The sequence below is a fragment of the Vibrio sp. J383 genome (genome assembly GCF_023503985.1).
GTDB lineage: Bacteria > Pseudomonadota > Gammaproteobacteria > Enterobacterales > Vibrionaceae > Vibrio > Vibrio splendidus.
Map to the genome: position 1 here is coordinate 418,164 of NZ_CP097293.1, position 20,300 is coordinate 438,463.

Genomic DNA, 20,300 nt, shown 5'->3' on the forward strand with positions numbered 1-20,300 from the left:
GGAGAAGTACGTGAAGCATTGGTTTAAGAAAAGTGCATGGTTATTGGCAGGAAGCTTAATCTGCACACCCGCAGCCATCGCGAGTGATTTTAGTGCCAGCTTTAAGGGCACTGACATTCAAGAGTTTATTAATATTGTTGGCCGCAACTTAGAGAAGACGATCATCGTTGACCCTTCGGTGCGCGGGAAAATTGATGTTCGTAGTTACGATGTGCTCAATGAAGAGCAATATTACAGCTTCTTCTTAAACGTATTAGAGGTTTACGGCTACGCGGTTGTCGAAATGGACTCGGGTGTTCTTAAGATCATCAAAGCCAAAGATTCTAAAACATCGGCAATTCCAGTTGTTGGCGACAGTGACATGATCAAAGGTGACAATGTTGTCACACGTGTCGTGACCGTTCGCAATGTTTCAGTACGTGAACTTTCTCCTTTGCTTCGCCAGCTGAATGACAATGCGGGTGCGGGTAACGTGGTGCATTACGACCCTGCAAATATCATTCTGATTACTGGCCGTGCAGCTGTTGTTAATCGTTTAGCCGAAATCATCAAGCGTGTTGACCAAGCGGGTGATAAAGAGATCGAAGTCGTTGAGCTAAAGAACGCTTCTGCGGCAGAAATGGTGCGTATTGTCGATGCATTAAGCAAAACCACTGATGCGAAAAACACACCTGCATTTCTACAGCCTAAATTAGTTGCCGATGAGCGTACCAATGCGATTCTTATCTCAGGTGACCCTAAGGTACGTAGCCGTTTAAGAAGGCTGATTGAACAGCTTGATGTTGAAATGGCAACCAAGGGCAACAACCAAGTAATTTACCTTAAGTACGCAAAAGCTGAAGATTTAGTCGATGTGCTGAAAGGCGTGTCGGATAACCTGCAATCAGAAAAGCAGACATCAACCAAAGGCAGTTCATCGCAACGCAACCAAGTGATGATCTCCGCTCACAGTGATACCAACTCTTTGGTGATCACTGCCCAGCCAGACATCATGAACGCGCTACAAGATGTGATCGCACAGTTAGATATTCGTCGTGCTCAAGTCTTGATTGAAGCCCTAATTGTCGAGATGGCAGAGGGTGACGGCATCAACCTTGGTGTGCAATGGGGTAACCTTGATACTGGTGCTGTGATTCAGTACGGCAATACAGGTGCATCGATTGGTGGTGTGATGGTTGGTTTGGAAGAAGCCAAAGATACTGAAACGACCACCGCGGTATATGACTCTGATGGTAACTTCCAGCGTAATGAGACCACTACCGAAAAGGGTGACTATTCAACTCTAGCTTCTGCACTTTCTGGCGTAAACGGTGCCGCGATGAGTGTCGTTATGGGTGACTGGACAGCGTTGATCAGTGCGGTAGCAACCGATTCAAACTCTAACATCCTATCTTCTCCGAGTATTACCGTGATGGATAACGGCGAGGCTTCATTCATTGTGGGTGAAGAGGTGCCTGTTCTAACCGGTTCTACAGCAGGTTCAAGCAACGATAATCCATTCCAAACGGTTGAACGTAAAGAAGTGGGTATCAAGCTGAAGGTCGTGCCACAAATCAATGAAGGCGACTCGGTTCAGCTACAAATAGAACAAGAAGTATCGAACGTATTAGGTGCCAACGGGGCAGTAGATGTTCGTTTTGCTAAGCGTCAGCTAAACACGTCAGTGATTGTTCAAGATGGTCAAATGCTGGTGCTTGGTGGTTTGATTGACGAGCGAGCACTGGAAAGTGAATCTAAGGTGCCGTTCTTGGGTGATATCCCTGTTCTAGGACACCTGTTCAAATCAACCAGTACTCAGGTTGAGAAAAAGAACCTAATGGTCTTCATCAAACCAACCATTATTCGTGATGGTATGACAGCCGATGGTATCACGCAGCGTAAATACAACTTCATCCGTGCTGAGCAGTTGTACAAGGCTGAGCAAGGACTGAAATTAATGGCAGACGATAACATCCCGGTATTGCCTAAATTTGGTGCCGACATGAATCACCCGGCTGAAATTCAAGCCTTCATCGATCAAATGGAACAAGAATAATGGCTGAATTGGTAGGGGCGGCACGTACTTATCAGCGCTTGCCGTTTAGCTTTGCGAATCGCTATAAGATGGTGTTGGAATACCAACATCCAGAGCGCGCACCGATACTTTATTATGTTGAGCCACTGAAATCGGCGGCGATCATTGAAGTGAGTCGTGTTGTGAAAAATGGTTTCACGCCACAAGCGATTACTCTCGATGAGTTTGATAAAAAACTGACCGATGCTTATCAGCGTGACTCGTCGGAAGCTCGTCAGCTAATGGAAGACATTGGTGCTGATAGTGATGATTTCTTCTCACTAGCGGAAGAACTGCCTCAAGACGAAGACTTACTTGAATCAGAAGACGACGCGCCAATCATCAAGTTAATCAATGCGATGCTGGGTGAGGCGATCAAGGAAGGTGCTTCGGATATTCATATCGAAACCTTTGAAAAGTCACTTTGTATCCGTTTCCGAGTTGATGGTGTGCTGCGTGATGTTCTAGCGCCAAGCCGTAAACTGGCTCCGCTATTGGTTTCACGTGTCAAGGTTATGGCTAAACTGGATATTGCAGAAAAACGCGTGCCACAAGATGGCCGTATCTCTTTGCGTATTGGTGGCCGAGCGGTTGATGTTCGTGTTTCAACCATGCCTTCTTCGCACGGTGAGCGTGTGGTAATGCGTCTGTTGGACAAAAACGCCACTCGTCTAGACTTGCACAGTTTAGGTATGACAGCAGAAAACCATGAAAACTTCCGTAAGCTGATTCAGCGCCCACACGGCATTATCTTGGTGACCGGCCCGACAGGTTCAGGTAAATCGACGACCTTGTACGCTGGTCTGCAAGAACTCAACAGCAATGAACGAAACATTTTAACCGTTGAAGACCCGATCGAATTCGATATTGATGGCATTGGTCAAACACAAGTGAACCCTAAGGTTGATATGACCTTTGCGCGAGGCTTACGTGCCATTCTTCGTCAAGATCCTGATGTGGTTATGATTGGTGAGATCCGTGATTTGGAGACCGCTGAGATCGCTGTTCAAGCTTCTTTAACGGGTCACTTAGTTATGTCGACTCTGCATACCAATACTGCCGTCGGTGCGATTACACGTCTGCGTGATATGGGCATTGAACCTTTCTTGATCTCTTCTTCACTGCTGGGTGTTTTGGCTCAGCGCTTGGTTCGTACCTTATGTAACGAATGTAAAGAACCTTATGAAGCCGATAAAGAGCAGAAGAAACTGTTTGGGTTGAAGAAGAAAGAAAGCCTGACGCTTTACCATGCCAAAGGTTGTGAAGAGTGTGGCCATAAGGGTTATCGAGGTCGTACTGGTATTCATGAGCTGCTGATGATTGATGACTCAGTACAAGAGCTGATTCACAGTGAAGCGGGTGAGCAGGCGATTGATAAAGCAATTCGTGGCACAACACCAAGTATTCGAGATGATGGCTTGAGCAAAGTTCTGAAAGGGGTAACTTCCCTAGAAGAAGTGATGCGCGTGACCAAGGAAGTCTAGTATGGCGGCATTTGAATACAAAGCACTGGATGCCAAAGGCAAAAGTAAAAAAGGCTCAATTGAAGCAGATAATGCTCGTCAGGCTCGCCAAAGAATCAAAGAACTTGGCTTGATGCCGGTTGAGATGACCGAGGCTAAAGCAAAGATAGCAAAAGGTGCTCAGCCATCGACCAGCTTTAAACGCGGCATCAGTACGCCTGATCTCGCGCTTATTACTCGTCAAATATCCACGCTCGTTCAATCTGGTATGCCATTGGAAGAGTGCTTGAAAGCGGTTGCCGAACAGTCTGAAAAACCTCGTATTCGCACCATGCTACTCGCGGTAAGATCTAAGGTGACTGAAGGTTATTCGTTAGCAGACAGCTTGTCTGATTATCCCCATATCTTCGATGAGCTATTCAGAGCCATGGTTGCTGCTGGTGAGAAGTCAGGGCACTTGGATGCGGTATTAGAACGATTGGCTGACTACGCAGAAAACCGTCAGAAGATGCGTTCTAAGTTGCTGCAAGCGATGATCTACCCAATAGTGCTGGTGGTGTTTGCGGTGACGATTGTGTCGTTCCTACTGGCAACGGTAGTGCCTAAGATCGTTGAGCCTATTATCCAAATGGGACAAGAGCTTCCTCAGTCGACACAATTTTTATTAGCATCGAGTGAATTTATCCAGAATTGGGGCATCCAATTACTGGTGTTGACCATTGGTGTGATTGCGTTGGTTAAGACTGCGCTGAAAAAGCCGGGCGTTCGCATGAGCTGGGATCGCAAATTATTGAGCATCCCGCTGATCGGCAAGATAGCGAAAGGGATCAACACCTCTCGCTTTGCACGAACACTTTCTATCTGTACCTCTAGTGCGATTCCTATCCTTGAAGGGATGAAGGTCGCGGTAGATGTGATGTCGAATCATCACGTGAAACAACAAGTATTACAGGCATCAGATAGCGTTAGAGAAGGGGCAAGCCTGCGTAAAGCGCTTGATCAAACCAAACTCTTTCCCCCGATGATGCTGCATATGATCGCCAGTGGTGAGCAGAGTGGCCAATTGGAACAGATGCTGACAAGAGCGGCAGATAACCAGGATCAAAGCTTTGAATCGACCGTTAATATCGCGTTAGGCATTTTTACCCCAGCGCTTATTGCGTTGATGGCTGGCTTAGTGCTGTTTATCGTGATGGCGACGCTGATGCCAATGCTTGAAATGAACAATTTAATGAGTGGTTAACCTGCTGCTCATCAGACGTTAGTTTTTGGATTATCGAGAAGAAGGACATCATTCCCCTTAACTCGCTATCTGTAATTTGGAGAAAATAATGAAAAATAAAATGAAAAAACAGTCAGGCTTTACCCTATTAGAAGTCATGGTTGTTGTCGTTATCCTTGGTGTTCTAGCAAGTTTTGTTGTACCTAACCTGTTGGGCAACAAAGAGAAGGCGGATCAACAAAAAGCCATCACTGATATCGTGGCGCTAGAGAACGCGCTCGACATGTACAAGCTGGATAACAGCGTTTACCCAACAACGGATCAAGGCCTTGACGGGTTGGTGACAAAGCCAAGCAGTCCAGAGCCTCGTAACTACCGAGACGGCGGTTACATCAAGCGTCTACCTAACGACCCATGGGGCAATGAGTACCAATACCTAAGTCCTGGTGATAACGGCACAATTGATATCTTTACTCTTGGCGCAGATGGTCAAGAAGGTGGTGAAGGTATTGCTGCAGATATCGGCAACTGGAACATGCAGGACTTCCAATAAGCTTCGGCTTGTTGTCGGTTGATACGTTCCTGTTGTTTGATTCGTTATTGTTGCTTGATACGTCATTGTCGCTTGATACGTTATTGATGGTAGTACGCAAAAAATGGAGTCTACAAGGTGAAAACTAAGCAAACACAGCCAGGTTTCACCTTGATTGAGATTCTTCTGGTGTTGGTATTACTGTCAGTATCGGCGGTCGCGGTGATCTCGACCATCCCTACCAATAGCAAAGATGTTGCCAAAAAATACGCTCAAAGCTTTTATCAGCGAATTCAGCTACTCAATGAAGAGGCTATTTTGAGTGGCTTAGATTTTGGTGTTCGTGTTGATGAAAAAAAATCGACTTACGTTCTGATGACTTTGAAGTCTGATGGCTGGCAAGAAACGGAGTTCGAAAAGATCCCTTCTTCAACTGAATTACCGGAAGAACTGGCACTGTCGCTGACATTAGGTGGTGGCGCGTGGGAAGACGATGATCGTCTTTTTAATCCAGGAAGCTTATTTGATGAAGACATGTTTGCGGATCTGGAAGAGGAAAAGAAGCCCAAGCCACCACAGATCTACATCTTGTCGAGTGCTGAAATGACGCCATTTGTACTGTCGTTTTACCCAAATACCGGTGACACAATACAAGATGGTTGGCGCATTCGAGTATTGGATAATGGTGTGATTCGATTACTCGAGCCGGGAGAAGAAGATGAAGAAGAATAACCGTTCTCCTTATCGTTCTCGTGGTATGCCTCTTGGTTCACGAGGAATGACTCTGCTTGAAGTATTGGTTGCGCTGGCTATCTTCGCTACGGCGGCGATCAGTGTGATTCGTGCTGTCACCCAGCACATCAATACGCTCAGTTATCTCGAAGAAAAAACCTTCGCGGCGATGGTCGTTGATAATCAAATGGCCCTAGTCATGCTACATCCTGAGAAGCTTAAAAAAGCACAGGGCACGCAAGAGTTAGCGGGAAGAGAGTGGTTCTGGAAGATTACCCCTATCGATACCAGCGATGATTTATTAAAGGCGTTTGATGTGAGTGCGGCAACCAGTAAAAAAGCGTCTCCAGTCGTTACGGTGCGCAGTTATGTGGTCAATTAAAAGCGTGTGGTCAACTAAAAGCGTGTCGCTAAGTAAGAGCAAGTTGCTAAGTCAGAGCATGTCGGCAAATAAGCGTACGCCGCGTAAACAAGGTCTATCTTCCAAAGGGAGAGGCTTTACCCTAATTGAAGTCTTGGTCTCGATTGCTATCTTTGCCACGTTAAGTATGGCGGCTTATCAGGTGGTTAATCAGGTACAGCGAAGCAACGAGATCTCGATTGAGCGCAGTGCTCGTTTGAACCAACTGCAACGCAGTTTAGTCATTTTAGATAATGATTTTCGCCAGATGGCGGTGCGAAAATTTCGTACCAACGGTGAAGAAGCATCATCTAAGCTGATCTTAATGAAAGAGTATTTATTGGACTCCGACAGTGTAGGCATCATGTTTACTCGTCTAGGTTGGCACAACCCACAACAGCAGTTTCCTCGCGGTGAAGTCACGAAGGTTGGCTACCGTATTAAAGAAGAAACACTTGAGCGTGTATGGTGGCGTTATCCCGATACACCTTCAGGCCAAGAAGGTGTGATTACCCCTCTGCTTGATGATGTTGAAAGCTTGGAATTCGAGTTTTATGACGGGAGTCGCTGGGGTAAAGAGTGGCAAACCGATAAGTCCCTGCCGAAAGCGGTGAGGCTCAAGCTGACACTAAAAGACTATGGTGAGATAGAGCGTGTTTATCTCACACCAAGCGGCACTCTAGATCAGGCCGATGATTCTTCAAACAGTGACTCTTCAGGTAGTAATGAGGGGAATAATGACTCATCGAACTAACAAGCGTGCAGCGAACATACCTGTTCTAGGGCGCAGGCAGCGTGGTGTCGCGCTGATCATTATTTTGATGCTATTGGCGATCATGGCAACCATTGCTGGCAGCATGTCCGAGCGTTTGTTTACGCAATTCAAGCGCGTTGGTAACCAGTTAAATTACCAACAGGCTTACTGGTACAGCATTGGTGTGGAAGCGCTGGTGCAAGACGGTATTAGGCAAAGTTACAAAGACAGTGATACCGTGAACCTAAGCCAACCATGGGCGTTAGAAGAGCAGGTATACCCATTGGATTATGGCCAAGTTAAGGGCCGCATTGTTGATGCTCAGGCATGTTTTAATCTTAATGCCTTAGCCGGAGTGGCTACCACTTCAAGTAACCAGACTCCTTATTTAATCACGGTTTGGCAAACCTTATTGGAAAACCAAGACGTTGAGCCTTATCAGGCTGAGGTTATCGCAAATTCAACGTGGGAATTTGTTGATGCGGATACACGAACCACCTCTTCGTCTGGTGTAGAAGACAGCACGTATGAAGCGATGAAGCCCTCTTATTTGGCGGCGAATGGCTTAATGGCCGATGAATCCGAGCTACGAGCGGTTTATCAAGTCACTGGTGAAGTGATGAATAAGGTTCGCCCCTTTGTTTGCGCGCTGCCAACCGATGATTTCCGCTTGAATGTGAATACTCTCACGGAAAAACAAGCACCGTTATTGGAAGCGATGTTTGCGCCAGGCTTAAGTGAATCGGATGCCAAACAGCTGATAGATAAACGCCCATTTGATGGCTGGGATACGGTGGATGCTTTTATGGCTGAACCTGCCATTGTTGGTGTAAGTGCCGAAGTCAGCAAGAAAGCGAAAGCATATTTAACTGTAGATAGCGCCTATTTTGAGCTAGATGCAGAGGTATTAGTTGAGCAGTCTCGGGTACGTATACGGACGCTTTTCTATAGTAGTAATCGAGAAACAGTGACGGTAGTACGCCGTCGTTTTGGAGGAATCAGTGAGCGAGTTTCTGACCGTTCGACTGAGTAGCGAACCACAAAGCCCTGTGCAGTGGTTAGTTTGGTCGACAAGCCAACAAGAAGTGATAGCAAGCGGTGAACTGTCTAGCTGGGAGCAGCTTGATGAGTTAACGCCTTACGCTGAAAAGCGCAGCTGTATCGCTTTATTGCCGGGAAGTGAATGCTTAATTAAGCGTGTTGAGATCCCGAAAGGTGCTGCTCGCCAGTTTGATTCTATGCTGCCGTTCTTATTAGAAGACGAAGTCGCACAAGATATCGAAGACTTACACCTAACCATTTTAGATAAAGATGCCACTCACGCTACCGTGTGTGGTGTGGATCGTGAATGGTTAAAACAAGCTTTAGACCTGTTTCGCGAAGCCAATATAATCTTTCGTAAGGTATTGCCAGATACGCTAGCCGTGCCTTTGGAAGAGCAAGGCGTCAGTGCACTACAGATCGACCAACATTGGCTATTGCGTCAAGGTCACTCTCAACGTCAAGGTAACTATCAAGCCGTATCGATCAGTGAAGCATGGTTACCGATGTTCCTGAAAAGTGACTGGATTGTCGCTGATGAGCAGGAAGAACCCACTAAAATTTTTAGCTATACCTCATTGCCGAGCGATGACGTTCAGCAGAACAGTGGTATGGAATGGCATGCTAAACCTGCAGAGTTGGTGATGGCTTTATTGAGCCAACAAGCGATCACAAGCGGCGTGAATTTACTGACTGGCACTTTTAAAACCAAATCTTCATTCAGTAAATATTGGCGTGTTTGGCAAAAAGTGGCGGTTGCTGCTTGCTTGCTGGTAGCGGTGATTGTGACTCAACAAGTGTTGAAGGTTCAGCAATACGAAGCGCAAGCCCAAGCCTATCGAATGGAGAGTGAGCGTATCTTTAGAGCCGTACTACCTGGCAAGCAACGGATTCCGACGGTGAGTTACCTCAAGCGTCAGATGAACGACGAAGCTAAGAAGTACGGTGGTTCAGGCGAGGGTGATTCCTTACTTGGTTGGTTAGCTTTGCTGCCTGAAACCTTAGGGCAAGTGAAGACGATCGAAGTTGAAAGCATTCGCTACGATGGCAACCGTTCTGAGGTTCGACTGCAGGCTAAAAGTTCTGACTTCCAACACTTTGAGACCGCAAGGGTGAAACTCGAAGAGAAGTTTGTCGTTGAGCAAGGGCCATTGAACCGTAATGGCGATGCCGTATTTGGCAGTTTTACTCTTAAACCCCATCAATAACCTGCGTAAGGAGATCAGTGATGAGAAATATGATTGAACCACTCCAGGCGTGGTGGACTTCAATAAGTCAAAGAGAGCAACGATTAGTCATTGGTTGTTCTATTTTATTGATACTGGGTGTTGTCTATTGGGGATTAATACAACCACTTAGCCAACGAGCCGAGCTTGCACAAAGCCGCATTCAAAGTGAGAAGCAACTTCTGGCTTGGGTAACCGACAAAGCCAATCAAGTGGTTGAACTACGAGGCAGTGGTGGCATCAGTGCGAGTCAGCCTTTGAACCAATCTGTGCCTGCTTCTATGCGCCGTTTTAACATCGAGCTGATACGCGTACAACCACGCGGTGAGATGCTGCAAGTTTGGATTAAGCCTGTGCCATTTAATAAGTTCGTTGACTGGCTGACATACCTGAAAGCAAAGCAGGGTGTTGAGGTTGAGTTTATGGATATTGATCGCTCTGATAGCCCTGGGGTTATTGAGATCAACCGACTACAGTTTAAACGAGGTTAATGTGAAACGCGGTTTATCTTTCAAATATGGCCTGTTATTCAGCGTCATTTTTATCGTTTTTTTCTCGGTAAGCTTGTTGCTGCATTTGCCTGCCGCTTTTGCTCTCAAGCATGCACCCGTTGTGCGTGGTTTAAGCATTGAAGGCGTAGAGGGCACAGTTTGGCAAGGTCGAGCTAACAATATCGCGTGGCAGCGTGTCAATTACGGCTCAGTGCAGTGGGACTTCCAGTTCTCGAAACTATTCCAAGCCAAAGCAGAACTCGCGGTTCGCTTTGGCCGTAACAGCGACATGAATTTATCAGGTAAAGGACGCGTTGGGTACAGCATGAGCGGTGCTTACGCGGAAAACTTAGTGGCCTCCATGCCAGCTAGCAACGTGATGAAGTATGCGCCTGCTATCCCAGTGCCAGTCTCCATTGCAGGACAAGTTGAACTAACGATTAAGCATGCGGTTCATGCTCAGCCTTGGTGTCAATTAGGCGAAGGTACGCTTGCTTGGTCTGGTGCGGCGATCGACTCTCCGGTTGGTTCGTTAGATCTTGGTCCTGTGATTGCGGATATTACCTGTGAAGACAACACAATTGCAGCCAAAGGTACTCAGAAGAGCGAGCAGGTGGACAGTGAGTTCTCAGCGAGCGTAACACCTAACCAACGCTACACGTCGGCGGCATGGTTTAAACCGGGTGCAGAATTCCCACCGGCGATGCAGAGTCAGCTTAAGTGGTTGGGCAATCCTGATAGCCAAGGTAAGTATCAATTTACCTACCAAGGACGTTTTTAGGCCGGTATCTACTTCTAAGCTAGTATCTGTTGGTTAACCAATCTGGCAATTAAATAATGAGATATAAAAAATGGGCACCTCAGTGAGGTGCCCATTTTGTTTGAATATATCGGTCGTTGCAGAGAACAAGCGGTTTAGTCTTTACCCTGTAATATTTCTGACCAAGGCAAGTCAGCATCACCTAATACAATGAAATTCGGGTTCTCAAGCGTCTCTCTTTCATTGTACGAGAGCGGCTCTAATTGAGTGCTTAGGATTCGGCCTCCGGCTTCTTCAACAATGCACTGGGTTGCCGCGGTATCCCACTCTCCGGTTGGTCCAATACGTAGATAACAATCGACAGCGCCTTCGGCAACCAAGCATGCCTTCAGCGCAGCAGAGCCTAAAGGAACCAAATCATAGTTCCAAGCAGAGCTCATACGGTTAGTGATGCGATTGATGTCTTGGCGACGGCTGATTGCCATCGCGATCGATTGGTTTGGCAGCTCGTGACGATGCGTTTTGATTTTTACACTGTCATTGAGGTCTGGGATCTTCCAAGCGCCTTTACCACTGTAAGCGTAATAGCTCACACCCGAAACTGGCGCATACACCACACCCATAACCGGTTTGTTATGTTCAATTAGGGCGATAATTGTCGCGAAATCGCCACTTCTAGCGATGAACTCTTGTGTGCCATCTAATGGGTCAACCAACCAGTAGCGATCCCATTGAGAGCGTTGCTCTAGGCTGATGTCGGCGTCTTCTTCTGATAATACGGGAATATCAGGCGTGAGTTCAGTGAGTTTTTTTAATATTAGCTTATGTGCTGCAAGATCGGCACTAGTTACTGGAGTGTCATCACTCTTGATGAACTCTTCGTAATCCTTTTTCTCGTAAATCTCTAAGATGAGTTGGCCTGCAGAGCGAGCAATCTCAATGATAGAGGGTAGGAGGTGAGACAAATCTTTTGTTATTGGCATAAATATTCTCTTACTCTTCGAGTGAGCCTGAATGTTCTAATTATTGTTTAATACACGAAGGGCTAATAGCAGGGCAGTAATACTGCGAGCCTCACAGAAGTCGAGATGCGTTAACAGTTCTTCGGCTTGAGCAAGTGGCCAGCGCACAATGTCTAGTGGCTCTGGCTCATCGCCTTCTAGTTTCTCTGGGTAGAGTTCTTCTGCGATAAACAGCGTCATTTTGCTAGAGAAATAAGAGGGTGCAAGGATCACTTCTTTTAGAGGGGTGAGCTTGTTGGCACCAAAGCCAATCTCTTCTTTTAGTTCACGAACGGCTGCTTGATTGGGCTGCTCACCTGGATCAATGAGCCCTTTTGGAAAGCCCAATTCATAGCGTTCAGTGCCTGCTGCGTATTCACGCACTAACAGAATATCGCCTTGTTCAGTAATCGGAACCATCATTACTGCGTTGCGACCGCTGGGCTTCATGCGTTCGTAAGTGCGCTCTACACCGTTTGAAAAGCGTAAATCGAGAGACTCGATAGAGAATAGTTTTGATTGAGCGACAGTTTGTTGAGCCAAAATTTCTGGCTTGGTCCTTTTTGTCATTGCGCTCGCTCCTTAGCTCATTGGAATTCTTTCTTATAAAGTCATTCTAATATAGGGGAAATAGAGTTGAGTTCCTAGATCCTAGTTTTCATATCCTGGAATTATTGGATCAGGAACCGATTGCGATCACTTGAATACCTTACTCCAAATGGTAACGCGCCCGTCATTATTGGCATTGAACGAGAAATAGACGGTTCGGAAGTGCTCTGCTGTTTTAAACATAAAAAAAGGTTGATGCTTGCGCATCAACCTTTTGATTGAATCTTTAACTTTCTACTGGCTCAGACTGCATGAGTACTTAGTCGTAGTAGCACTTAGTTGTAAGGTACTTAGTCGTGAAGTAGCTAATCATGACGTACCTAGTTGTAAGGTGCTTGGTCGTAAAGTGCTTAGTAGTAAGAGTGCTCACCGCGATCGTGCTCAGTTGCATCGCGAACCGCAGTCAGTTCACCTTCAAATTGTTGAAGAAGTTCTTTTTCGATGCCTTCTTTTAGTGTTACATCAACCATAGAACAACCGTTACAACCGCCGCCGAATGCAACGATAGCTGCGCCTTCTTCAGTGATCTCTACTAGGCTAACGTGACCGCCGTGGCCAGCAAGCTGTGGGTTCACTTGTGTTTGGATTGCATACTCAACACGCTCTATCAGAGTTGCGTCGTCTGATACTTTACGCATTTTAGCGTTTGGTGCTTTTAGCGTGAGTTGAGAGCCCATTTTGTCAGTTACGAAGTCAATCTCAGCTTCGTCTAGGAATGGTAGGCTTAGCTCATCAACGTATGCCGAGAAAGCGTCGAAAGAAAGCTTAGTGTCAGATGCTTCGATAGCATCTGTTGGGCAGTAAGAAACACCACACTCAGCGTTTTGTGTGCCTGGGTTTACCACGAACACACGAATGTTTGTACCTTCAGGCTGCTGTGACAGCAGATTGGCAAAGTGAGTTTGAGCTGTTTCTGTAATAGTAATATTTGACACGACGAATACCTGAGTAGATTTGTAGGTTATTAGCGCCATTCTACTCCTGTCAGATTTGTAATTCAGCCCTTTTTTGTTGGATTGCTGTACAAGTAGCGATTCACAGCAATTATCCAGAGGGCTCAGGAGTGCGGCAGATGCAGTAAATATCAATTCTTTTCACGCCCACTTCAAGTAGTAATTGGCATAATTGATACACTGTACTGCCTGTGGTTACAACATCATCAATTATCGCGACGTGAGGGTAATCAATCGCTGAGAAATTCGTATTACGCAGCGTGAAAGCATCTTTGAGATTGCTCTGTCTTGCTGATTTGGTTAATCCTTGTTGTGAAGGTGTTGAGTGAGAACGTCGAAATAACACCGTGTTTTTAACGTTCAGCTCCTGAGCTGTGTAATGTGCCAATAACTGGCTTTGATTGAAGCCTCGATGAATGTATCGAGTCCAATGTAAAGGAACACTGGTAATCAACGGTGCTGGGTGTTGAATACGTGACGCTAGCAGCTTCGCCAGATCACGAGCAAACCAGAACTTATCGGCGTATTTCATCTGTTGGATATAACGTGCCGTTGGGAAGGTATAGTCGCCTACGCAATAGAGACGATGCCAAGGTGGAGGTTGAGATAAACACTGTCCGCACTGTTCTACTGTGAGCAGTGTTTTTAAACCACATCGTTGGCAGCGAGGAATTGACTCAAAGAGATTAAGACAAGAATCACACCATCGAGGGTGAGTATCGCTGTGCGATTTATCTAGCTTGCACAGGTGGCATTGAGGTGTGACCAGACGTGGTGTGTGTTTTTGTAGCCAATCAGATAACATAGCTCGTGATGCTTTTGGGTTATGGTGTTCCTTTTACTCACCATACTGAAAAGCACAGATAATCGCCGATGAAAAAAGTAGGGAATATTGAGAATGAGTGACGCGTTGTATTGGCATGTTTCTGGGCAAGGGCCTGATTTAGTTCTGGTTCACGGTTGGGGTATGAATGGTGCCGTATGGCAGCAAACGGTTACTGCTTTAGAAACTGACTTCCGAGTGCATGTTGTTGACCTTCCTGGGTATGGACACAGCGCGCACTGCCACGCTCAAGATCTGGAAGAGATTGCTCAGCAACTATTGGTCGACGCGCCCAAGCAAGCGATTTGGGTGGGTTGGTCACTCGGTGGCTTAGTCGCGACGCACATGGCTCTCCATCACTCAGATTATGTCAGTAAATTGGTGACTGTCGCCAGTTCTCCTAAATTCGCCGCCGCAAAAGAACCGGTGTTATGGCGAGGCATTCAGCCAAACGTATTAAGCGCATTCACTGAACAGTTGGTTGAAGATTTCCAAACCACCATCGAACGTTTTATGGCACTGCAGGCCATGGGTAGCCCTTCAGCAAGACAAGATGTCAAACAGCTCAAACAAGCGGTGTTGTCGCGCCCATTACCAAATCCTGATTCATTATTGGCTGGTTTAAAGATGCTGTCTGATGTCGACCTCCGTGAACAACTGCCGCAGATCTCTGTGCCTATGCTGCGTTTATACGGTCGATTAGATGGGCTTGTGCCAATCAAGGTTGCAAAAGATTTGGATAAAGCCTTACCTCATACCGAGCAATATATCTTTACGCAGTCTTCGCATGCGCCATTTATGACGGAAGCGGGTGCCTTTTGCAGTGAACTGGTCAGCTTCGCCCAAAAATAATCGCTAAATTTATCGCTGGCTTGGTCGATATATAACCTAATACCAATCACAGTAAGTAAGTGTTCAAAAATAGCGTAGGGAAAAGGCTTGAGAACAAGGCAGAGCTTTTTGATAAGTAGTTATTCTACAATCAAAAATTCTAACGCCGTTATCGAGCATTTTAACAAGCTAGGATGAGCAGTTATTTACTACGATTGGTATAACACCAATGCACAGCATGATACTCAGACCTAACTCTCTCCTGAGCTGATTGCGGTAAGTTGGGCTATGCCTGTTGTGCTGACTCACAGTGCAACAGCGTTATAGCAATAACGATGGGCGATTCTTGAGGAGTTCGCGATGATTGTGTCACCTGCAACTGCAGTGAGTGTGCCACTGATCGCCCCATCCGTTAATGTGCAAACAGAGCAAGTTGCGCGTGATAATAGAGTTCGAGAACCTGTCGCTCCCGCCGTAGCATTGGCGAAAACCAATGCAGAGCGAAAGGTAAAACCGGACGATAAGCGAAGGCAGCAGTCGGCTTGGGATCCTTCAGACCATCCAGGTTATGAAATGGAGAACGAGTCAGAGGCCAATTCGATTAGCCAAGAAGAGCCACAAGATCCTTTTGATAGGTTGTTCAGCTTATTGGCACTGAGAACATACAGTGCTGATCAAGGAAAGGGCTATACCATGCGTTTCCGCCTGCCAAAGCATGTTTTAGATGCGGCGATTCAAGAGGGACAGATGGAGAAGCGACGTAAGGTCATAAAATATCATTATGGTCATGCTGTTGCGCCTCATGCTCCATCAGGAATGCTGGTTGTTTTGTAGCATGATCGTGTTGTGTTTAGAACACGCAGAATACAGCTAAGCTTCGATGTCTTTTTTGAACACATAATAAAAAAACCTGCATACCCTAAGGGATGCAGGTTTTCTGTTTTTACAGGCTATTTATTTCACGACACGCAGTCGTTTCATTGACCTATTATTTCTTCGCTTTAGCAAAAGCAGCGGCAAAAGCACCACCCATCGCCGCGTTTTGTTGCGGTTCCTCACGGCGGCGTTGTCCACCTTGCGAATTTTGATTCGGGCGGTTTTGCGTGCGAGGTGCACTTGAACGTTGTGCGCGGTTGTCTTGGCCGGGTTCATCTTTCATACGCATGCTTAGCGCAATACGTTTGCGTTGAACATCCACTTCCATCACCTTCACTTTGACGATTTCCCCCGTTTTCACGACTTCATGAGGATCAGAGACAAAACGATCGGTTAGCGCTGATATATGCACTAAACCGTCTTGGTGAACACCAATGTCAACGAAGGCGCCAAAGTTAGCTACGTTTGAAACCACACCTTCTAAGATCATGCCGGGTTCTAGGTCAGACATGCTATTTACGCCATCGGCGAAGGTTGCTGTCTTGAATTCAGGACGAGGATCTCGACCCGGCTTATCCAGCTCTTTAATGATGTCGGTTACCGTAGGTACACCGAAGTTCTCATTGGTGTAATCAACCGCATGTAAACCACGTAAGAAGTCTGTATTACCTACCAGAGACTTGATGTCTTTGTGGTTTTTCTCGGCGATGGCTTTCACCAATGGGTAAGCTTCTGGGTGAACTGAAGATGCGTCTAGTGGATTCTTACCATCCATGATTCTTAGGAAACCCGCACACTGTTCAAACGCTTTTGGCCCTAAACGAGCGACCTTTTTCAGTGTTGTACGCGCTTCGAAGCGACCGTTTTCATCACGGAAGTCCACGATGTTCTGGGCGATGGTGTTAGAAAGGCCAGCAACACGAGTTAACAGTGCGGCAGAGGCCGTATTCACATCAACACCAACCGCGTTTACACAGTCTTCGACAATCGCATCTAGGCGCTTAGCGAGCATAGTTTGGCTCACGTCGTGTTGGTATTGGCCCACACCGATCGATTTAGGGTCAATCTTCACTAGCTCTGCCAGTGGATCTTGCAGACGACGAGCAATGGACACCGCACCACGAATCGATACATCCATGTTCGGGAATTCTTTCGCCGCTAACTCAGACGCGGAATAAACCGATGCGCCCGCTTCGCTGACAATAATCTTTTGTGCTGTTAGGTTGCCGCGTTTAATCACATCAGCAACAAAGCTGTCTGTTTCGCGTGAAGCCGTACCGTTACCAATCGCAATCAAATCAACATTGTATTGGCGAACCATCTGCTCAACCACGTGTGCAGATTTGTCGTATTGCTTCTGTGGTGGGTGAGGGTAAATGGTCTCTGTTGCCAGAACCTTACCGGTTGAATCTACAACGGCGATTTTTGAACCGGTACGTAAACCCGGATCCAAGCCCAAAGTTGCTCGAGGGCCAGCAGGCGCCGCCATCAACAAGTCTTTAAGGTTGGTTGCGAACACTTCAATCGCTTCGATTTCACCGCGTTCTTTCATCGCGCCCATCAGCTCAGTTTCCATGTGCATAGAAACCTTGATGCGCCATGCCCAGCTAATCACTTGCTTGCGCCATGCATCCGCAGGAGCGCTGCTCAGGGTAATACCGTAGTGATCAGAGATGATGCTCTCGCAGTAAGAACCACGTACACCTTCTTCTTGCTCAGGGTCAGCATTCATCGCCAGCGTTAGGAAACCTTCATTTCGGCCTCGCAACATCGCAAGTGCACGGTGTGAAGGTACTTTGTTGAGTGTTTCGTTGTGTTCGAAGTAATCTTTGAATTTCTCGCCGGCTTGCTCTTTTCCCGTCACGACACGTGAAACGAGTTCTGAGTTACGCGTGAGATGTTGGCGAATCTTTTCAAGTAGGTTGGCGTCTTCTGCAATACGCTCCATCACGATTGCACGTGCACCATCCAGTGCCGCTTTGGTATCAGCAATGCCTTTATCGCTGCTGATGAAGTTAGCGGCTTCGGTTTCAGGATCGTGCTGTGGTTCATTCCAAAGTGTATCGGCAAGTGGCTCTAAGCCTGCTTCGATTGCGATCTGACCTTTGGTACGACGCTTTGGTTTGTATGGCAGGTATAGATCTTCTAGGCGCGTTTTGCTGTCGGCTTGAGTGATATCACGCTCTAATTCTGGCGTGAGTTTGCCTTGGTCTTGAATCGACTTAAGAATCGTTTGGCGGCGATCGTCAAGTTCGCGAAGGTATGAAAGGCGACTATCAAGGTTACGTAGTTGGGTATCGTCTAAGCCACCCGTGACTTCTTTACGGTAGCGAGCAATAAAGGGAACGGTGTTACCGTCGTCAATTAGGTTTACTGCGGCGGTGACTTGCTCTGAACGAACATTCAGTTCTTCAGCAATCAGTCGACAGATAGCTTGGCTCATCCGATGAATCTCTTATTTAATATCATGACAAATACATGGGGGTGAGCGTACGCTTTTTCTAGCTTTGGCTGTGTAATTATCGTGTCAGAAGTCGAATTTCCGTTTGTGATATCCGCTTTGTGCGAGATCTCTTACACGTGATGTAAGCCTAAGTCGCCTTAAACCTGTAAATATGTCTTAATTCAAATGTAAGTTGTTGATTTTTAATGGCGTGATGTTCTGGGGCGTATTTCTCACTCGAAATGTTTTTTTGGACTACCTAGGAAACTCGCCCAAATACCGTAATATTTAACTTGTCGACAGGGAGTTGGCAGGAACAGGAAAAAGCCTAATGGACTAGGTATCTTCAGGATGAAGATTTGATTACTTAGGATGAGTGGTCAGCAAGGAAGTAATAATCTCTGGATGAGATTCGCCAGTCAGGATGACAGGCTAGAATGGACACCGCTAGGATGGCGATGAACAAAAAGGAAATTGGTTAAAGGATTTAGCCACTATCAAGGACAGATGCAGGGAGCACCTTATCTCGAAGAGATAAACAGTAGCCGGATTGCTGCGATAGAGACTTAACCCCGCCAGGCGCAAGCCTAGCGGGGTTTTCTTTTATCTGGAATTTGGGTTTTGCATAAACACTTGGCTTGTCGCTCAATGTTTATTCGGTCTGGTTATGCGTTGTCTGCGTAGCGAATCGAGTTAATGAACCACTCTTTATCGCCTTCCGGTGTGGTTACCGTAAAATCATCATCCACTTCTTTCTTCAGTAGAGCTCTAGCCATTGGTGAGTCGATAGAGATATAACCTTTAGCATCGCCGTAGATCTCTTCTGGGCCGACAATACGAAACTTCTTAATTTCCCCATCATCATTCTCAATTTCCACCCAAGCACCGAAAAATACCTTACCTTCTTGTTGCGGAGAGTAATCCACGATAGTGACATCAGGTAGGAACTTACGTAAGAAACGTACTCGGCGATCTATTTGACGAAGTAAACGCTTGTTGAAAGTGTAATCTGCGTTCTCCGAGCGATCTCCAAGGCTTGCAGCCCAAGTGACTATTTTGGTGACTTCCGGACGTTTCTCGTGCCATAAGTGGTCATGTTCCGCTTTGAGCTTGTTATAACCTTCTCGGGTGATCAGTTTGGTTTTCATAAATCTGACTTAATGAAATGATGTTCTAAGATAGAATATATAGAAAGGCAACATACGTTAACAATTATTTAGGCGACTTTTTCTCCAATAATGTTACATTTTTAATGTCTTATACCAATATACAATTTACCAAGAATGCTTAACCTTAGGTTTGAGCTTTAATAGGTGGAACCATTACATGCAAGAAAACTACAAAATTTTAGTGGTCGATGACGATGCTCGTTTACGTGCACTGTTAGAACGCTATCTGTCAGAGCAAGGCTTTCAAGTGCGTAGCGTGGCAAACAGTGAGCAGATGGACCGCCTGTTAACCCGTGAAAATTTTCACTTGATGGTATTGGATTTAATGTTGCCGGGCGAAGACGGTCTATCGATCTGTCGTCGTCTAAGAAACGCAAACAACTCGCTGCCTATCCTTATGTTGACGGCAAAGGGTGATGAAGTGGATCGCATTGTGGGCTTGGAAGTGGGTGCTGATGATTACCTGCCAAAACCATTTAACCCGCGTGAACTGCTTGCTCGTATCAAAGCGGTAATGCGCCGCCAAGTGATTGAAGCTCCGGGAGCGCCGAGCACAGAAGAATCTGTGGTTGCCTTTGGTGAGTTCCGCTTGAACTTAGGTACACGTGAAATGTTCCGTGGTGAAGAGCCAATGCCTCTGACCTCAGGTGAATTTGCGGTACTTAAGTCACTGGTCACTAACGCTCGTGAGCCAATGTCTCGCGATAAGCTGATGAACATGGCTCGTGGCCGTGAGTATTCAGCGATGGAACGTTCTATCGATGTTCAGATTTCACGTCTGCGTCGTCTAGTTGAAGAAGATCCAAGTAAACCTCGTTACATCCAAACGGTGTGGGGCTTGGGTTATGTATTCGTTCCAGATGGCAAAGCTGTGTAATCTAGCTTTGCTCGTTCTGTGATTCAGAATTCTTTATTTACGGG

Annotated in this window: 20 protein-coding genes; 14 read left to right on the forward strand and 6 right to left on the reverse strand. The window is 46.4% G+C overall.

Annotated features, from left to right (window positions below; translation table 11 throughout):
- Nucleotides 1–10 precede the first annotated feature (10 nt).
- The 11 genes from gspD to M4S28_RS01980 all read left to right on the forward strand — a co-directional run bounded on the left by gspD (nucleotide 11) and on the right by M4S28_RS01980 (nucleotide 10,695).
- Nucleotides 11–2,035 carry a type II secretion system secretin GspD gene (gene gspD / locus M4S28_RS01930; RefSeq protein ID WP_249632207.1) on the forward strand — a complete coding sequence of 675 codons (2,025 nt, stop codon included), beginning with the start codon at nucleotides 11–13 and terminating at the stop codon, nucleotides 2,033–2,035.
- Nucleotides 2,035–3,537, forward strand: a complete 1,503-nt coding sequence (gene gspE / locus M4S28_RS01935) for a type II secretion system ATPase GspE (RefSeq protein ID WP_004735599.1) — start codon at nucleotides 2,035–2,037, stop codon at nucleotides 3,535–3,537. The genes gspD and gspE overlap by 1 nt, the downstream gene beginning before the upstream one ends.
- A 1-nt stretch (nucleotide 3,538) precedes the next feature.
- Nucleotides 3,539–4,759, forward strand: a complete 1,221-nt coding sequence (gene gspF, locus M4S28_RS01940; protein ID WP_249632208.1) for a type II secretion system inner membrane protein GspF — start codon at nucleotides 3,539–3,541, stop codon at nucleotides 4,757–4,759.
- Between the two features lie 88 nt (nucleotides 4,760–4,847).
- Nucleotides 4,848–5,291 carry a type II secretion system major pseudopilin GspG gene (gspG, locus tag M4S28_RS01945; protein ID WP_004735601.1) on the forward strand — a complete coding sequence of 148 codons (444 nt, stop codon included), beginning with the start codon at nucleotides 4,848–4,850 and terminating at the stop codon, nucleotides 5,289–5,291.
- Nucleotides 5,292–5,408: 117 nt separating this feature from the next.
- Nucleotides 5,409–6,002, forward strand: a complete 594-nt coding sequence (gspH, locus tag M4S28_RS01950; protein WP_065682029.1) for a type II secretion system minor pseudopilin GspH — start codon at nucleotides 5,409–5,411, stop codon at nucleotides 6,000–6,002.
- Complete coding sequence (gene gspI, locus M4S28_RS01955; protein ID WP_017086958.1) at nucleotides 5,989–6,384, forward strand: type II secretion system minor pseudopilin GspI; 396 nt, start codon at nucleotides 5,989–5,991, stop codon at nucleotides 6,382–6,384. The genes gspH and gspI overlap by 14 nt, the downstream gene beginning before the upstream one ends.
- Nucleotides 6,371–7,156, forward strand: a complete 786-nt coding sequence (gene gspJ / locus M4S28_RS01960; protein ID WP_249632209.1) for a type II secretion system minor pseudopilin GspJ — start codon at nucleotides 6,371–6,373, stop codon at nucleotides 7,154–7,156. Before gspI ends, gspJ begins: the two co-directional genes overlap by 14 nt.
- Complete coding sequence (gene gspK / locus M4S28_RS01965) at nucleotides 7,140–8,189, forward strand: type II secretion system minor pseudopilin GspK (RefSeq protein WP_102490901.1); 1,050 nt, start codon at nucleotides 7,140–7,142, stop codon at nucleotides 8,187–8,189. Before gspJ ends, gspK begins: the two co-directional genes overlap by 17 nt.
- Entirely contained in the window at nucleotides 8,158–9,405 is a 1,248-nt protein-coding gene (gene gspL, locus M4S28_RS01970) for a type II secretion system protein GspL (RefSeq protein ID WP_249632210.1), read from the forward strand. The genes gspK and gspL overlap by 32 nt, the downstream gene beginning before the upstream one ends.
- A 20-nt stretch (nucleotides 9,406–9,425) precedes the next feature.
- Nucleotides 9,426–9,914, forward strand: a complete 489-nt coding sequence (locus tag M4S28_RS01975) for a type II secretion system protein M (RefSeq protein WP_249632211.1) — start codon at nucleotides 9,426–9,428, stop codon at nucleotides 9,912–9,914.
- A 1-nt stretch (nucleotide 9,915) separates the two neighbouring features.
- Nucleotides 9,916–10,695: a type II secretion system protein N gene (locus tag M4S28_RS01980; protein ID WP_102464457.1), complete on the forward strand. Its 780-nt coding sequence runs from the start codon at nucleotides 9,916–9,918 to the stop codon at nucleotides 10,693–10,695.
- A 134-nt stretch (nucleotides 10,696–10,829) separates the two neighbouring features.
- On the opposite strand, the gene cysQ is transcribed toward M4S28_RS01980, so the two are convergent.
- The 4 genes from cysQ to M4S28_RS26515 all read right to left on the reverse strand — a co-directional run bounded on the left by cysQ (nucleotide 10,830) and on the right by M4S28_RS26515 (nucleotide 14,042).
- Nucleotides 10,830–11,657 (reverse strand): 3'(2'),5'-bisphosphate nucleotidase CysQ, encoded by an 828-nt coding sequence (gene cysQ, locus M4S28_RS01985; protein WP_249632212.1) that lies wholly within the window; start codon nucleotides 11,655–11,657, stop codon nucleotides 10,830–10,832.
- 36 nt (nucleotides 11,658–11,693) lie between these two features.
- Nucleotides 11,694–12,245 (reverse strand): ADP compounds hydrolase NudE, encoded by a 552-nt coding sequence (gene nudE / locus M4S28_RS01990; protein WP_017079321.1) that lies wholly within the window; start codon nucleotides 12,243–12,245, stop codon nucleotides 11,694–11,696.
- Nucleotides 12,246–12,634: 389 nt separating this feature from the next.
- Nucleotides 12,635–13,219, reverse strand: coding sequence for a Fe-S biogenesis protein NfuA (gene nfuA, locus M4S28_RS01995; RefSeq protein ID WP_004735612.1), 585 nt, complete (start codon nucleotides 13,217–13,219; stop codon nucleotides 12,635–12,637).
- 109 nt (nucleotides 13,220–13,328) lie between these two features.
- The gene (locus tag M4S28_RS26515) at nucleotides 13,329–14,042 is read right to left on the reverse strand and encodes a ComF family protein (RefSeq protein WP_339385596.1); all 714 of its coding nucleotides are present in this window, start codon (nucleotides 14,040–14,042) and stop codon (nucleotides 13,329–13,331) included.
- 93 nt (nucleotides 14,043–14,135) lie between these two features.
- On the opposite strand from M4S28_RS26515, the gene bioH reads away from it, so the two are divergent.
- Nucleotides 14,136–14,912 (forward strand): pimeloyl-ACP methyl ester esterase BioH, encoded by a 777-nt coding sequence (bioH, locus tag M4S28_RS02005; protein ID WP_249632213.1) that lies wholly within the window; start codon nucleotides 14,136–14,138, stop codon nucleotides 14,910–14,912.
- A 339-nt stretch (nucleotides 14,913–15,251) separates the two neighbouring features.
- Entirely contained in the window at nucleotides 15,252–15,725 is a 474-nt protein-coding gene (locus tag M4S28_RS02010; RefSeq protein ID WP_004735616.1) for a hypothetical protein, read from the forward strand.
- Between the two features lie 154 nt (nucleotides 15,726–15,879).
- On the opposite strand, the gene M4S28_RS02015 is transcribed toward M4S28_RS02010, so the two are convergent.
- Both M4S28_RS02015 and greB read right to left on the reverse strand, forming a co-directional pair.
- On the reverse strand, nucleotides 15,880–18,210 hold the full coding sequence (locus M4S28_RS02015; RefSeq protein WP_249632214.1) for a Tex family protein: 2,331 nt from the start codon (nucleotides 18,208–18,210) through the stop codon (nucleotides 15,880–15,882).
- Nucleotides 18,211–18,875: 665 nt separating this feature from the next.
- Complete coding sequence (gene greB, locus M4S28_RS02020) at nucleotides 18,876–19,358, reverse strand: transcription elongation factor GreB (protein WP_249632215.1); 483 nt, start codon at nucleotides 19,356–19,358, stop codon at nucleotides 18,876–18,878.
- A gap of 178 nt (nucleotides 19,359–19,536) precedes the next feature.
- On the opposite strand from greB, the gene ompR reads away from it, so the two are divergent.
- Entirely contained in the window at nucleotides 19,537–20,256 is a 720-nt protein-coding gene (gene ompR, locus M4S28_RS02025; RefSeq protein WP_004735642.1) for an osmolarity response regulator transcription factor OmpR, read from the forward strand.
- The last annotated feature ends 44 nt before the right edge of the window (nucleotides 20,257–20,300 follow it).